Annotated in this window: 10 protein-coding genes; all 10 read left to right on the top strand. The window is 40.0% G+C overall.

Annotated features, from left to right (window positions below; translation table 11 throughout):
* Positions 1-257 precede the first annotated feature (257 nt).
* The 10 genes from J4051_RS10765 to J4051_RS19205 all read left to right on the top strand — a co-directional run bounded on the left by J4051_RS10765 (position 258) and on the right by J4051_RS19205 (position 17,198).
* On the top strand, positions 258-1,319 hold the full coding sequence (locus J4051_RS10765) for a carbohydrate-binding family 9-like protein (protein ID WP_317192710.1): 1,062 nt from the start codon (positions 258-260) through the stop codon (positions 1,317-1,319).
* Positions 1,320-1,414: 95 nt separating this feature from the next.
* Complete coding sequence (locus J4051_RS10760) at positions 1,415-2,581, top strand: glycoside hydrolase family 18 protein (protein WP_208233874.1); 1,167 nt, start codon at positions 1,415-1,417, stop codon at positions 2,579-2,581.
* A gap of 24 nt (positions 2,582-2,605) precedes the next feature.
* The gene (locus J4051_RS10755) at positions 2,606-3,721 is read left to right on the top strand and encodes a family 10 glycosylhydrolase (RefSeq protein WP_208233873.1); all 1,116 of its coding nucleotides are present in this window, start codon (positions 2,606-2,608) and stop codon (positions 3,719-3,721) included.
* Positions 3,722-3,727: 6 nt separating this feature from the next.
* Positions 3,728-5,974 (top strand): GH92 family glycosyl hydrolase, encoded by a 2,247-nt coding sequence (locus J4051_RS10750; protein ID WP_208233872.1) that lies wholly within the window; start codon positions 3,728-3,730, stop codon positions 5,972-5,974.
* Positions 5,975-5,986: 12 nt separating this feature from the next.
* On the top strand, positions 5,987-7,006 hold the full coding sequence (locus J4051_RS10745; RefSeq protein ID WP_208233871.1) for a N(4)-(beta-N-acetylglucosaminyl)-L-asparaginase: 1,020 nt from the start codon (positions 5,987-5,989) through the stop codon (positions 7,004-7,006).
* 358 nt (positions 7,007-7,364) lie between these two features.
* Complete coding sequence (locus J4051_RS10740; protein ID WP_208233870.1) at positions 7,365-9,698, top strand: glycoside hydrolase family 20 protein; 2,334 nt, start codon at positions 7,365-7,367, stop codon at positions 9,696-9,698.
* A gap of 2 nt (positions 9,699-9,700) precedes the next feature.
* On the top strand, positions 9,701-11,050 hold the full coding sequence (locus tag J4051_RS10735) for an alpha-L-fucosidase (RefSeq protein WP_208233869.1): 1,350 nt from the start codon (positions 9,701-9,703) through the stop codon (positions 11,048-11,050).
* A 338-nt stretch (positions 11,051-11,388) separates the two neighbouring features.
* Positions 11,389-13,722, top strand: a complete 2,334-nt coding sequence (locus tag J4051_RS10730; protein ID WP_208233868.1) for a GH92 family glycosyl hydrolase — start codon at positions 11,389-11,391, stop codon at positions 13,720-13,722.
* Positions 13,719-15,944 carry a GH92 family glycosyl hydrolase gene (locus J4051_RS10725; protein ID WP_208233867.1) on the top strand — a complete coding sequence of 742 codons (2,226 nt, stop codon included), beginning with the start codon at positions 13,719-13,721 and terminating at the stop codon, positions 15,942-15,944. Before J4051_RS10730 ends, J4051_RS10725 begins: the two co-directional genes overlap by 4 nt.
* A 75-nt stretch (positions 15,945-16,019) precedes the next feature.
* Positions 16,020-17,198: a PNGase F N-terminal domain-containing protein gene (locus J4051_RS19205; protein WP_208233866.1), complete on the top strand. Its 1,179-nt coding sequence runs from the start codon at positions 16,020-16,022 to the stop codon at positions 17,196-17,198.
* The last annotated feature ends 64 nt before the right edge of the window (positions 17,199-17,262 follow it).

Here is a 17,262-nt window from a genome sequence, read left to right as displayed (position 1 = left end):
GGTTTTCAAAACCTTGTAGGTCTGAATTACCTGTAGGTCTGAATTTAAATGAGGTCTAAACCATTTGTTCATTAAATAAAAAGCGTTGACCAGGTTATTTTAGCCGAATTAAAGGAACGGCTTTGTAGACCATCGATAGCAAAAACAAGCTCCATAGGAGCGTCATCTTTGTAGCTAATGATAACATAAACGACAAGATTATAGCTCTGTAGGAGCGACATCTTTGTAGTAGACATATCACATAAATAATGTATTCAATGTTTAAATTTATAACACTGCTATTTTTCGGTATTTCTATACTGACCTTTGGACAATCCAAACAAATCACAGTCCCCGAAAGTTATATCGCCTACCATACCAGCGAAGCTATAGAAGTTGATGGAAGTGATGCTGATGCCGCCTGGAATAAAGTAGATTGGACCAACCTCTTCATCGACATTGAAGGCATAAAAAAACCAACCTACGACACCCAAGTCAAAATGTTATGGGATGATACCTATTTCTATATTTTGGCGAAAATGGAAGAGCCACACGTTTGGGCAGACATCACTGAACACGACGCCATTATTTTCTACAACAACGATTTTGAAGTATTTATTGATCCTGACGGGGATACCCATAATTATTATGAAATCGAGGTGAACGCCATCAATACTGTATGGGATTTATTTGTCAACAAACCTTATCGTGAAAGCAATGTGGTTTTAAACGATTGGACCGCAACAGGAATGAAAACTGCCATCACCATCGATGGAACGTTAAACAATCCGAATGATACCGACAAAGGTTGGATGCTTGAAATGGCAATTCCTTGGGATGTTTTCAAGAAAGCTTATTTTGAAGAAAATGTTCCTAAAGATGATTTTTGGCGTGTGAACTTTTCAAGAGTCAATTGGGATCATCAAATTACCGATGGTAAATACGGAAGAAAAAAAGATGCCAAAGGAAATTATCTACCAGAATACAACTGGGTCTGGTCATCACAAGGCGTCATCAATATGCACGAACCTGAAAAATGGGGTTATGTGTATTTCTCATCAAAAGAAGCTGGCGGAAAGGATACGTTTGAAATCCCCAACGATGAAAAAATCAAATGGGAAATGTACGACGTGTTCCGTGCTCAAAAGAAACATTACGAAACCAATAAACAATGGGCAACTTCGGTTGATCAACTATCGTCATCCCCAATTGTTGTTAAAGGAAAAACCATTCAACCCAAAATTGAAATCCATAGTTATGGATGGACCATTTCTGCAAAAAGTCCCTTTACAGATAAAATGCTGGTCATAAAAGAGGATGGTAAATTTGTGGAAAAATAAGTTCAAAATTGAAGAGACCTTTCAGGTTTTTACTTGTCCGCCGAAGCTTAAGTGTTGGAGGAAAACCTGAAAGGTCTGAAAGCCTAAATAATATTATGAAGCTGATAAAATTAATATTACTGTTCCCTCTTTTTTTCGCGTGCAACAACGCCTCTGATAAACAAAAAGAAACAAATCAAGACGTCTCAAATCAGGAGCAAACCACTGCAAAAAGATCTGACGTAGATTTAAAAATCATTGGTTATGCCGCAGGATACGAAGATTACGATTTTTCAAAAATTGACGCCACAAAACTCACGCATATTAATTTTGCTTTTGCCAATATAGTAGACGGTAAAGCAGCCTTTGAATTGGAAACGGATGCTGCTAAAATCGCCACATTGATTGGTCTTAAAGAGCAAAATCCCGATTTAAAAGTCCTGTATTCTGTGGGCGGATGGGTTTGGTCTGATCAGTTTTCAACTATGGCAGCTTATGACGAATCACGAAAGAAGTTCGCGGTAAGCTGTGTGGAACTTCTAAAGAAACATAACTTTGACGGTGTTGATTTAGATTGGGAGTATCCTGGTCAACGTGCAGAAGATAATGACTTCCGTCCTTCCGATAAAGATAATTTCACCTTGCTTTTGGCTGAAATCCGTCAAGCACTGGATGTTCAGGGCGAAAAAGACAACACACATTATCTTTTGACCATTGCAACAGGAGCCGATCAAACATATATCGATCATACCAATTTAGGAGAAGCACACAAGCACCTTGACTTTATAAATGTCATGTGCTATGATTTTTACCAAGGTTGGATGTTCCAAACTGGGCATCATGCTAATTTGCACCCATCAGACAAAGAAAAATATGGCGGAAATAGTGGTGTAGAATCCATCGATAGACATATTGAAGCCGGTGTTCCGGTTGAAAAATTGGTCTTGGGAATTCCTTTTTATGGCAGACAATGGGAGAAAGTAACACCTACGGAGGTCCCTTTATATGCATCAGCCAATCAAGGCGGATATATTATTTCTTACTGGGAAATTCTTGAAAAATTAAAATCTGGCAAGTATGAAAAAATGTATGACGAATCTGCACAAGCAACTTACCTCTGGAATCCCACGGAAAATATTTTTATTTCTTATGATACACCTAAAGAAATCAAGTTGAAAGCAGATTATATCAAAGAAAAAGGTTTGGGCGGGGCAATGTTTTGGGAATATAGTTTAGACAAAGATCAAGAGCTATTGAATACCCTTTTTGAATCCTTGTTCTAATAATTAGTATAAAAACTTACCGCCATGAAAACCAAATTTCTCTTTTTTGCGACCTTACTTTTAACTGTTGTTGGCTGCAATCAAATGGAAAGAAAACAGCAAAATCTTTCGGATGCTTCGGCTTCTACCGATGGGCCTTTTAAATTTGGTACTTGGATCACTTCCAATAAAAACAAAGCGGATGCCGATTATACCACCGAATTTAAAAGATTTAAGGAAGGTGGCATTGATGAGGTTCTGATTAATACGTCAACCGATCCTCAGGAACTCGAACGTTTGGTTCCATTAGCAGCAAAGGAAGGTTTAAAAGTCCATGCGTGGATGTGGGCTGTGAATCGTCCTGGTGATACAGTTGCTCAAAAACATCCGGAATGGTATATGGTCAGTAGAGATGGTAAATCCTGTTTTGATACCCGTCCGTATGTCAATTACTACCAGTGGTTGTGCCCTACCAGAGAAGAATCGAGAAATCATATTTTAGGATTGGTTGAGAACATGGCAAAAGTAGAAGGCATTGAAAGCGTGCATTTGGATTATATCCGATTCCCTGATATCTTCTTACCAATCGGTTTACTTCCGAAATATAATTTAAAGCAGGACACTGAAATGGCAGAATTCGATTTTTGTTATTGTGAGGTCTGCATTAGCGAATTCGAAAAAATCCATCATAAAAATCCATTGGAAAGTGAGAACACCGCTATCGATATGGAATGGAAGAATTTCAGGTTGAATGCGATTCGCAATTTGGTTAATGATGCTTATGATATCGTCCATAAACACAACAAAAATTTAACTGCTGCGGTTTTTCCTTATCCTGAAATGGCTGATCATATGGTGCGTCAACGTTGGGATAAATGGAATATTGATGAAGTCTATCCAATGATATACCACGGGTTTTATAACGAAGAAATTGATTGGATCGGATATGCTACCAAACAAGGTGTCACCGATTTGCAACCTAAAAATGTCGGATTGAACACGGGCGTTTTTTTACCGCCATTTACATCTGCGGAAGAATTAAAAGAAGCCATTCATTACGCAAAAGACAATGGTGCAAAAGGAGTGACCTTCTTTGATGGACCGCAATTAAGCGATGCTTTTCTGCAAACCATTAAAGATGCAAAAGAAAGTTTTAAATAATTAGAAATGAAGAATTTTGGTCTTATAACGCTATTTTTTGCGATGTTTTTGCTTCAGTGCAAGGAATCTGCGAATGTATCCAACCAAGTTAAATTAACCGGTTTTGTCAACCCGTTTATAGGAACTGACGGACCGGGAAATACCTATCCTGGCGCCACCGTTCCTTTTGGGATGGTACAATTGAGCCCCGATATTGGGATTTCTGGATGGGACCGCATTGCAGGTTATTTTTACCAAGATTCCATTATTACCGGATTCTCACACATGCATTTATCTGGAACAGGTGCCGGCGATCTCTACGATATTTTGGTAATGCCTACCAACAGCCGATTTTCAGAACGCATAGAAGCCAATCTATTTAAACCGTTTTCGAGCTTTTCACATGAAAAGGAATCCGCATCGCCGGGGTATTATACGGTCGATTTATTGGATTATGGCATTAAGGCAGAATTAACCGCCACCGAAAGAACCGGCATTCATAGATACACTTTTCCTAAAGACGATAGCACGCAAATTCACATCGATTTGGGCTATTCCTTAAATTGGGACAGTCCCACTGAAACCCATTTTAATGTGGTTGATGACACCACCATTGAAGGCTATCGGAAATCTACAGGTTGGGCAAAAGACCAACGGGTTTATTTTGTAATTAAGGTTTCGAAACCTTTTAAGTCGTATCAATTATTTAAAAATGATTCGTTGACGAAGTCGCCTGTCACAGGTAGAAACACAAAGATTATTTTGGATTATGCCACTGAAGAAGGCGACCAAATCATTTTAAAAACTGGATTATCGACAGCAACTATTGAAGGGGCGTACAAATCTTTGGAAGTGGAAGCACCACATTTTGATTTTGATGAAATAAAAGCTCAAGCAGAAAGCAAATGGGAAACCCAACTCAATAAAATCAACATCACGATAGCTGACGATACCAAAAAGCGTATTTTTTATACGATGCTGTATCAATCCATGTTGGCACCCACCTTATTAAGTGATCATAACGGCGATTATAAAGGCGCCAATGATAGTATCATGAACGCTCAAGGATTTGATAGATACGATACGTTTTCGCTATGGGATACCTATCGCGCGGCGCATCCATTATATACCATCATGCATCCAAATCGGGTGTCAGATATGGTCAATTCCATGCTCGCCCATTACAAAGAAACAGGCTTATTACCGGTGTGGTCCATGCAAGGCAATGAAACCAATATGATGATTGGTTACCACGCTGTTCCCGTAATTGTGGATGCTTATTTTAAAGGGATTAAAGATTTCAATGCAGATTTAGCTTACGAAGCGTGTATCGCCAGTGCTACAGATGCTTCTCGACAAATCGATGAATATATGGCTTTGGGATATGTGCCAGCGGGTGACGAGGAAGATGATTGGTCGGTTTCCAAAACTTTGGAATATGCCTATGACGATTGGTGCATTGCACAATTCGCAAAAGCCTTGGGAAAAACAGATGATTATAATATCTTTATAAAACGCTCGGAAAATTGGCGGAATGTCTATAGCACCAACAGTACTTTTATGCATCCAAAATTGAAAGATGGCACTTTTATTTCAGATTTTGATCCGAAAGATTATTCGTCTTATTTCTGTGAAAGTAATGCATGGCAATATTTTTGGTCGGTTCAGCACAATATCGAAGGACTTACGGCGGCTCTTGGTGGTAAAGAAGTATTTGAAAAAAAACTCGATTCCATGTTTACTTTAAACCCGCTGCCAGAAGATATATTACCTATTTTCAGTACGGGAATGATTGGTCAATATGCGCATGGCAATGAGCCGAGTCATCATGTGGCCTATTTGTACAATTATGTTGAAAAGCCGTGGAAGACACAAAAATTGGTCCGAGAGATTTTAGAAACCCAATATCAAAATGAACCAAGCGGCCATTGCGGGAATGAAGACTGCGGACAAATGTCGTCGTGGTACGTGTTCAGTGCCTTGGGCTTTTATCCTATGAATCCTGCACAAGGGGTATATGCCTTCGGATCACCGCTGATTGATTCAGCAACCGTTAATTTGGAAAATGGCAAAACCTTTACGATAAAGGCCTTGGATAACAATAAAGACAATATATACATTCAAACCATTTCACTAAATGGCGAGAAGATAGACCGAAATTACATAACACATAAAGAGATTATGGCGGGCGGAGAATTGGTTTTTAACATGGGGAATACGCCCAATAAAACCAGTAAAAACGCAATGGCACCATCTTCAAAACTATATAATTAAAAAAATCAGACGATGTCAGATAGAAGGAATTTTATAAAAAAAGCTGCCTTAGGAACTATAGGAGTTAGTACGGTTTTAAGCTGTAATAATTTAACCAGTAAGGAGCCTGTTGTGGCAGCCAGTGCGTCAAATAAAAAAGCAGTGAAGCCTTTGGTTATTTCCACTTGGAATCATGGCTTGCCGGCCAACGACGAAACTTGGAAGCAGTTGAAAAATGGAAAATCGGCCTTGGACGCTATTGAGGCGGGAATGAAAATTCCTGAAGCTGATCCTGAGGTGAGAAGTGTCGGTTACGGTGGTTTTCCTGATAGGGATGGCAAAGTAACCTTAGACGCCTGTATCATGGACCATAACAGCGATTGCGGATCAGTATCCTTTTTACAAGGTATCAAACATCCCATTTCGGTTGCCAAAAAAGTATTGCAAAACACACCTCACGTGATGCTGTCCGGAGAAGGAGCACTTCAATTTGCATTGTCCGAAGGCTTTAAGGAGGAGAATTTGCTGACGCCAGAATCAGAAGCCGATTGGAAGAAATGGCTGGAAGAATCCAAATATAAACCCGTTATCAATATTGAAAATCACGATACGATTTCCATGTTGGTTATCGATGAAGACGGCAATATTTCAGGAGGTTGTACCACAAGTGGCGCGGCTTGGAAAATGCACGGACGTGTGGGCGATTCGCCAATTATTGGTTCAGGTCTGTTTTTAGACAATGAAGTAGGAGCAGCTGCCGCCACCGGTTTGGGTGAGGCCGTATTAAGAACCGCAGGAAGTGCCATGGTGGTGGAATTGATGCGTCAGGGCAAATCGCCTCTTGAAGCCTGCAAGGAAATTGTGGAACGCATTTACAATAAGCATAAAAACCACAAGGACATGGAATATCTGCAAGTCGGATTCATTGCCGTTAACAAAAATGGTGAGCATGCGGGTTACAGTTTGCGCTCCGGATTCAATTATGCCATCTATGATGAAGCAAATGGAAATCGCATGGAGGACGCCACGTTTAAAATGGCATGGGAGGAATAAAAAACCTCACCCAGAACTGCCAGAAAAGCAAATCGGACTTCTTGAAGGTAACCGAAGGAGAAAAGCAAGATGAGGTTGGCCGACAGCAATATACAAACAGGAACAATGATATTATAAGTCATTAATAGCTCCGTAGGAGCGACAGATTAATAACATAAAATAGATGGACAAGCCCCATCGGGGCAACATCTTTGTAGGATTTTTAGATTTAGATAGCTCCATAGGAACGCCATCCTTGTAATTGAAATAACGAATCATTAATAGCTCCGTAGGAGAGACATCTTTGTAGCATTAAATAGGTAAAGATTGTAAGCCCCATCGGGGCGACATCTCTTTACAATAAATTAAATTTATGAAAATGAACGTATTAAAAAAAATGATGGTATTGATTATCATCGCCTTAATGGCCTCCTGCCAACAAAGTAAAAAGTTTAAAGTTTTTACAGAGGCTGATATCGCCATCATCCCAAAGCCAGTAAACTTGCAACTGGGTAATGGTGTTTTCGAATTTAACGACCGAACCCAATTTGTGATTTCTGATGACTCGCAAAAAGAAATTACTTCCGTCCTATTGGATAAATTTAAAACTGCGGCAGGATGGACTTTGGGTGTTTCAGGAAAAGCACCTCAGACTAATTATGTCGAATTTATAGTTGATGAAAATTTGAACGACGAGGCCTACGAACTGGTTGTGAATTCTGAAAAAGTTACCATAACAGCAAAGGCCTATTCAGGATTTTTATATGGTTTGGAATCAATCCGACAATTATTACCTACTGAAATTGAAAGTAAAACAAAGGTGAACCAAGTAAACTGGGTGATTCCCAATTTGACCATAAACGATGAGCCTCGCTTTAAGTGGCGAGGTTTACATTTGGATGTCTCCCGCCATTTTTTTGAAAAGGAATACATTCTACAAACTATCGATATGTTGGCCATGCACAAAATGAATGTGTTTCATTTTCATTTAGTGGATGATCAAGGCTGGCGAATTGAAATTAAAAAATATCCAAAATTAACTGAAATCGGTGGTTTCAGAAACGATCAAGAAGACTCACATTGGGATGGCCGTCGCGTGACGACCCCAGAAGATGTCGCCACTTACGGCGGATTCTATACACAAGAAGACATCAAGGAAATTGTGGCCTATGCTAAATCAAAAGGTGTAAGAGTGGTTCCTGAAATTGAAATGCCGGCGCACGTCATGAGTGCCATTGCAGCCTATCCGGAATTATCTTGTTTTGAAACGCCAATTGGTGTGCCATCAGGTGGGGTTTGGCCAATCACAGAAATTTACTGCGCAGGAAAAGAATCGACTTTTGAGTTTTTGGAAAACGTCCTATTGGAAGTTATGGAATTGTTCCCATCGGAATATATTCATGTTGGTGGTGATGAGGCAACCAAAACCAATTGGGAAAAATGTCCACATTGTCAAAAACGAATGAAAGATGAAGGTTTGGCCAGCGTGGATGAATTACAGAGCTATTTTATCAAAAGAATGGAACGTTTTATTGCTTCACACGATAGAAAGTTGATCGGTTGGGACGAGATTTTAGAAGGTGGTTTGGCTCCAGAGGCTACGGTGATGAGCTGGAGAGGTTTTGAAGGCGGTATTGAAGCCGCAGACCAGGGCCATGATGTGGTCATGACACCCACTTCGTACATGTATTTTGATTATTATCAAGGCCCACAAAATGAGGAGCCTTTGGCATGGGGTGGTTATATCCCTTTAAGTAAGGTTTACGAATTTGACCCTGTTGTGGAAACGATGACACCAGAGCAGGCGAAACATGTTCTGGGTGGACAGGCCAATGTATGGTCGGAGCAAATTAAAACGGAATCACATTCTCAGTATATGATCTATCCAAGGTTAGCGGCATTGTCAGAAGCCGTTTGGAGTCCAAAGGAATCCAGAGATTGGGATGATTTTTCAAAAAGAATCTTAACACTTTTCGAACGTTATGAGTATTTAGATATTAATTATGCGAAAAGTGCCTACCTGGTTATGGCCGATGTGCAAATAGATATGGATACCAAAGAAGCTTCCGTAAGCCTGAAAAATGAATTTACCGATGCGGATATTCGATATACGTTGAATGAAGATCAACTTTCAGAGAATGCCATAAAATACACCGAACCTTTAAAAATCAATAAGACCACAACCATCCATGCGTCATTATTTAAAAATGACAAACCGGTTGGTGTGCCATTTAATACGACGGTCGCATTTCATAAGGCCGTTGGTAAAAAGGTGACATTTAAGGAAATTTATGACGATCGTTATCAGGGTGATGGCGAGTTTGGTATGGTCAATACCTTACGTGGTACCAAAAACTTCCAAGACGGCCGCTGGCAAGCGTGGTTGGGGAAAGGAATGGAAGCCGTTGTGGACTTGGGCGAGGAGATACCCATTCATGAAGTACTTGTAGGAACCTTAGAAAATCAAGGGCCCGGAATTTATTTCCCAACAGCAGTTAGAGTCTACGTTTCCAACGATGGAAATACCTATAAAGATGTGGGCGTAGAAAAAAGAGCCTTCGCCAAAAATCCAGCATCCGATTTAAAAGATTTTAAGGTGTCATTTGAAGAGCAGCCAGTAAGATATGTAAAAGTGGTTGCTGAAAGTCTGGAAAAACTTCCTGGTGCTGTTGGTGGTGTATGGTTATTTGTTGATGAAATTATAATTAATTAGATATGAGATATTTTAAAATTGTAGCAATTCTATGTTTCTTTCTGGCCAATCAAGCTACGGCTCAAGAAAAGCTAACAAAAGAAGAGCGATTAGGTGAATGGTTCAACGATGCTAAACTTGGCATCTTTATGCATTGGGGCTATTATGGTGTCAATGGTATTGGCGAATCTTGGTCAATGTACCACAAGCAAATTACCTATGATGATTATATGGCACAAGGTAAAAAGTTTACCGCCAAAAATTATGATCCTGAGGCCTGGGCAAAATTATTCAAAAAAATTGGAGCACGTTACGCAGTATTGACCACAAAACACCACGACGGGGTGGCTTTATGGGATACTAAAGTGAGCAAATTGAACGTGGTTGATAAAACACCTGCAAAACGCGATTTGGTGGCACCGTTGGTGGATGCTTTACGTAAAGAAGATTTGAAAGTAGGTTTGTACTATTCGTTGATTGATTGGTCGCATCCTGATTATGACGTTGTATTCCCACGTCCTGATACGCGTAAGAATTACCCACAGAAAAATCAAAACCAATTATCGCCATGGCAGCGTTTCCTTAGATTTAACCATGGTCAAATGAAGGAATTGCATGACCAATATCATCCTGATTTATGGTGGTTTGATGGCGATTGGGAGCAGTCGAGTGAAGCGTGGCAAGCAGAATCTACAAAAGATACTTTGTTGAAATGGAATCCAAACATCATTGTCAATTCACGTTTAAAAACTTATGGGGATTATAGCACTCCCGAACAAGGTGTACCGGTTGTACGACCTGACGGATCTTGGGAGTTCTGTATGACAATGAACGATAATTGGGGGAATTTCCCGTCGGATACCAACTATAAGCCCGTATCACAGATCATCAGAACTTTTGTGGAAGTGATCGCTTCAGGAGGTAATTTATTATTGAATATCGGCCCAAAACCTGATGGTACTATCGGAGATAAGGAAATGGAACGTTTGGAAGCTTTGGGAGAATGGGTCAACAAACACGAATCGGCGGTTTTCGGCACGAAAGCTGGTTTGCCTTATGGGCATTTTTACGGTCCGACCTTGTTGAGCAAAGACGAAACCAAAATTTATTTGGCCCTATTTGATACGCCTAACAATTATATCTCATTAAAAGGGATTCAAAATAAGGTAAAATCCATCAAAGTGGTTGGAAACGGTCAAGAACTGAGTTTTGAAAGAAATGGTGGTGCCGCATGGAATAATATTCCTGGAATTTTGAGAATTGAAGTGCCAAAAACTGAGAATTTAGATGCCAATGTCACAATTTTAGAAGTGGAGTTGGAAGATCCGTTGAAGTTATACCGAGGTCATGGTCAGGCGGTGGAGTTGAATTAGAAGTAAGTATTTAGTATCAAGTATTAAGAATCAAGACCGCTTCGCTTTTAGAATCAAGAATCAAGACCAGTTCGTTAAATTTTAAAAGAACTTTTTTAAGAAGAATCCCAGAGGGATTCCACGTTTGTAGAAATGCGAAACACGAAAATTAATTATTAAGATGTTAATAGCATTTTAAAAAGAATCCCAGAGGGATTCCACATTTGTAGAACAATGAATGTTATTTGGTTACGACCCAGAATGGGTCGCACAAAAAAGGTTTGGAATTCAAGATTCAATATTGAAAATGAACATTGAATCCATTGAATTCTGTAGCGAAAAGGTTAAACAAAAATATAATGTCAAATCTAATTTTAAAAAAGTCGTGGGTGCTGTTGATTGCTTTCATATTTGTGAACACAAATTCGGAGGCACAAAACAACGCCTATATCGCCAGTAAGGATTTAGTCGATTTTGTAAACCCTTTAATGGGAACAGATTCATCTTTCGATTTATCCAATGGTAATACCTATCCCGCCATTGCCACACCATGGGGTATGAATTTTTGGACGCCAATGACTTCTAAAATGGGCGATGGTTGGACCTATAAATACCGTGAGAATAAAATCCGCGGGATCAAACAGACCCACCAACCAAGTCCGTGGGTGAATGACTATGCAGCGTTTTCATTTATGGCAGTTACGGGCGATTTAAAATTTCAGGAAGACGAGCGCGAATCTTGGTTTTCTCATAAGGCAGAAACAGTGACTCCTTATCATTACTCGGTGTATTTGGCAGATTATGATGTGGTGGCTGAGGTGACTCCGACAGAAAGAGCGGCCAGTTTTAAATTTACCTTTCCGGAATCTGAAAAGTCCTATATCATCCTCGATGCTTTCAATAAAGGATCCATGGTGAAAATCATTCCTGAAGAACGCAAAATAATTGGTTACGCCCGGAATAATAACGGTGGAGTTCCAGAAAATTTTCATAACTATTTCGTAGCGGAATTTGATAAGGACTTTGAAATCAATCATACTTGGAAAGATGGATGGCAATTGGTTGAAAACACAACGAAAAGCGAAGGCGAACACGTGGGTGCTATTGTCGGCTTCAAAACCAAAAAAGGAGAAGTAGTTCATGTTAAAGTTGCCTCTTCTTTTATTAGTCCAGATCAAGCCCGATTAAACCTTTTTAGAGAAATTGGACCCGATTCATTTGAAGACACCAAAGAGAAAGCAAAACAAGCATGGGAAACCGAATTGAATAAAATTCAGATTGCAGATGATAATATCGATAATTTAAGAACTTTCTATTCTTCTTTGTATCGTGTGTTATTATTCCCAAGAAAATTTTATGAGTTTGATGCTGATGACAATATTATGCATTACAGTCCGTATAACGGCAAGGTTTTACCTGGCTATATGTTTACCGACAATGGATTTTGGGACACGTTTAGAGCGGTCTTTCCATTTTTTAATATGATGTATCCAGAGCTTAATGGCAAGATCATGCAAGGCTTGGCCAACACTTATAAAGAATCGGGATGGTTGCCAGAATGGGCAAGTCCAGGACATCGCGATGTGATGATTGGCTCCAATTCGGCGCCTATTATTGCAGATGCCTATTTAAAAGGGGCAAAGGATATGGATGCTGATATCTTGTTGGAAGCGGTGTTGAAAAATGCCACGGTTGCCGAGGGTAGGCCAGTAAATTCAGTAGGCAGGGCAGGTTTGACCTATTATAATAAATTGGGCTATGTGCCTTATGATGTCGGGATCAATGAGAATGCGGCCAGAACTTTAGAATATGCTTACGCCGATTTTACCATTGCTCAGATGGCTCAAAAAATGGGCCAACCTAAATTGGCTAAAAAATATTTCAAGCAATCGATGAACTACAAACATTTGTTCGATCCTTCTACCATGTGGATGCGTGGAAAGAACGAAGATGGCAGTTTTCAAAGTCCGTTCAATCCTTTAAAATGGGGAGATGCGTTTACGGAAGGCAATAGTTTACATTACACTTGGTCTGTTTTTCATGACATTAACGGTTTGATTGGTTTGATGGGTGGGAAGGAACAGTTTGCTGGAAAACTGGATGAGGTTTTTGAAATGCCACCAAAATTTGATGATTCCTATTACGGATTTACCATTCATGAAATTCGAGAAATGCAGATTGTCAATATGGGTAATTATGCACACGGCAACCAGCCCATCCAACACATGATCTATTTGTATAATTACGCCAGTCAACCGTATAAAGCACAAGAGAAAGTCAGGGATGTAATGGCTAAATTATATTTCGCGACACCTGATGGCTATTGTGGTGACGAAGATAACGGGCAAACATCGGCATGGTACGTGTTTAGTGCCTTAGGATTTTATCCAGTAACACCGGGTGTTGATGAATATGTCATTGGTAGCCCGCTGTTTAAAAAAGCAACACTGCATTTGGAGAACGGCAATACTTTTGAAATTACCTCCAAAAACAACTCAGAATCCAATGTTTATATCCAAAGTGCCGAATTAAATGGGAAACCATACAACAATACATTTTTGAAATTTGATACCCTTCAAAAAGGAGGAAATTTAGAATTTAACATGGGCAATGTTCCAAATAAAACATGGGGAACAGCCAAAGAAAGCGTGCCGTATTCATTAAGCACTTCAAAAAACAATCCGAAAAAATGAAACAGTTCAGATCATTATTTATTCTCTTGATTTTTTGCGGCAATTTTAGTGTTGTCGCACAGGAAGAACCCACTGATTATGTCAATCCAATTATAGGCACCTCCAATTATGGCGCCACTTATCCCGGACCTATCGCACCAAGAGGCATGGCAAGTATCAGCCCGTTCAACGTGGCGGGACCACAAAATTTACCCTTGGAAAAAGACAGTCAGTGGTTGTCCAATCCGTATGTACATGAAAACACCTTTTTAACGGGGTTCAGTCACGTCAATTTAAGTGGGGTAGGCTGTCCGGAATTGGGTGTTTTACTGCTGATGCCAACCACCGGAGAGTTGGAAACGGATCATTTAAAATATGGTTCCACTTACAGAAACGAATTAGCTAAGGCTGGTTATTACAGTACACAAATTGATGAATACGATGTCAGGGCGGAATTTACGGCTTCGACAAGAGTAGGGGTGAGCAAATTTAGTTTTCCAAAGGGTCAGGCAAATGTATTGCTGAATTTAGGAGTGGGACTGACCAATGAAGAAGGCGCCATGGTACAAATCGTATCTGATACCGAAATTCAAGGCATGCGCTCAGTAGGGTCTTTCTGCTACAACAGTCCAGAGGCGGCATATCCCGTCTATTTTGTTGCTAAGTTCTCCAAGCCGGCAGACAACTTTGGAGTTTGGAAAAAACCTGCGTTTTATGAAGGTGTAGAAGCACAGTGGATGGGCTATAATGGGAAAACACGACTCATGGAAAAGTCGACCAAAATGGTGGTGGGCGATAGCATTGGGAGTTATTTTACTTATAATTTCGACAAGCCAGAAACCATTGAGGTTAAAATAGGCGTGAGTTACGTCAGTATTGAAAATGCACGTGAAAACTTAGAACAGGAAACTGGAGGGAAATCCTTTGAAGATGTTTATAAAGAAACCCATAACGCGTGGAATGAAACGCTTTCAAAAATTAAAGTGGAAGGTGGAACAAAAGAAGATAAGACCATTTTTTACACGGCCTTATATCACACCCAAATCCATCCCAACACCTTAAACGATTGGAATGGCGATTACCCAGAAATTAAAACCGGAAAAATCGGGAACACTAAAGGTACGCGCTATACCGTGTTTTCTTTGTGGGATACCTATCGAAATGTACACCAGTTATTATCGCTCGTATATCCGAAGCAACAAAGCAATATGATCAAAAGCATGTTGGAGATGTACGATGAAAACGGCTGGCTCCCAAAATGGGAATTGAACTCCACCGAAACCTTTACCATGGTGGGCGATCCTGCAAGTATCGTCATTGCCGATACGTACTTAAAAGGTATTCAAGACTTTGATGTCGAAAAAGCTTACGAGGCCATGTTGAAAAGTGCTGATCAGCTTGAAAACAATCCCTTGCGACCAGGCTTAAAGGACTATATCGAAAAAGGCTATTTAACAACCGATCATGGCGGCTCGGTGTCAACCACGCAAGAATACAATGCGGCCGATCATGCCATCGCTTTATTGGCAAATGCATTGGGTGAAAAAGACGATTATAAGCGATTTAGACATCGCTCGTTATCCTATAAAAAGCTTTTCGATAAAGACTTAAAAATGTTGCGACCAAGACTGCAAAATGGCGAGTGGTACGAGCCTTTTGATCCAAATGAGGGCGCTAACTTTGCTGAAAACGTTGGTTTTATCGAAGGGAATGCTTGGCAATATTCGTTTATGATTCCGCATGATGTACCTGGATTGATCAAATTGATGGGTGGCAACAAAGGCTTTACGGATCAATTGCAAAAGATTTTTGACACCGAGCAGTTTGATATGGCCAACGAACCCGGAATTGCGTATCCGTATCTTTTTAATTATGTGAAAGGTGAAGAATGGCGTAGCCAAAAAATGGTTGAGGAACTGCTCAGAAAACATTTTAAAAACACGGCCGATGGTCTTCCTGGCAATGACGATACCGGCACCATGTCGGCTTGGGCGGTCTATGCCATGATGGGCTTCTATCCTGTGTCTCCGGGCGACCCAAAATACACGATTACAAAGCCTCTATTCGATAAAATCACTATTCAATTAGATTCCAAATATTATAAAAACAAGGAATTGGTCATCGAGAAAGTTGGAAAAGGGCGAATCAAACAAATTTTAATCAACGGTAAAAAACACAAAGGCTATTTTGTTAGCCATGACGAATTGGTAAACGCTAAAACACTTAAAGTCATTTTGGAATAAATAATCTTGCGGAGACCTTTCAGGTTTTTAAAACCTGAAAGGTCTGGCTAATTAACAAAATAAAAATCCTGATACGTGAAATTAAAATCCCTACTCATAACATTTCTTTTTGCATCGCTCTTTTCAGCCAACGCACAAAACCCTTCAACCTACAAGGTCTTCGATAAACAACCTCTAAACTTCACCGGTGACAAAGGCACGGATGCCGAAGCCGTCAGTTTAATGGACGGACGTTTGGTCTACAAAAAAGTGACCGTGCCCACATTTGCAAATGGAACCGATGTAAAAATCAAACTGACCGTGCGTTCCGCTGGCGATCGTTGGGACAAATCCGGATCTTGTTTTGTAGTCACCGATCCAGAAAAACTATCCATTATTTCCATTGCGGAAAAGGATGAGAAATTTCCGTCAGACTCTTATGTGGATGATAAATACGCGGGATTTGTCACCGGTAAAAACTATAATCCTGTTGTAGAACTAATGCGATTCATGACCCCATTTGGCGTTGGCTATTATAGTGATAATAAGGTAAAATATAGACGGCCAGTTTATATCCCTTCATGGGAAAAACAGGTGGTTTGGGAACATGATATCACCGATTTGGAAAGCTTGGTCACTGGTACATTTTATGTGGGCGTTTGGATTGACACTTGGACTGCCGAAGGCTATGATTTTGATATGGAATTGACCTATTCCGATAGAAAACAACAAAAAGTTTCCGTGTTACCAATAGTAAATACCATTCCTTATGTAGGCGGACAGCAAATCCCCGATAATTTTGCCAATAAAGACTTGGAACAGACCATTCAGTTAAAAAAGGATGCAAAAAATGTCAAACTACATTATATCACAACTGGGCACGGTGGACACAGCGGTGGTGATGAATTTATCAAAATTAAAAACAGTGTGTATTTTGACGGCAAATTGGTTTTGGATACCATTCCGTGGCGTGAGGATTGCGCCTCTTTTAGACGTTTCAATCCAACTTCGGGCGTGTGGATCAAGAAAGATTCGGCTTCTTATATAAGTCCGGAAACCAGAAAATACGAAATTAAGGAAATTGAAGAGCGTATTGCCTCTTCAGATTTGTCGCGTTCCAACTGGTGCCCAGGATCTTTTGTGGAACCGATGATGGTAGATTTAGGTAATCTGAAAGCTGGTGATCATAATATCAGAATTAAAATCCCGGCAACGCCAGTGGATGGTGATAAATTGAATCATTGGTTGGTCTCGGCATATTTGACTTACGAATAAGAAGTCCTAAATATTAGATTTTAAACTCTTTTGAACAGTAGATTCACGAAACCGTTTTCGTAGA

The organism is Gelidibacter pelagius, assembly GCF_017581925.1.
In the GTDB taxonomy this organism is placed as follows: domain Bacteria; phylum Bacteroidota; class Bacteroidia; order Flavobacteriales; family Flavobacteriaceae; genus Gelidibacter; species Gelidibacter pelagius.
This window is presented reverse-complemented; position numbering and strand designations above follow the sequence as displayed.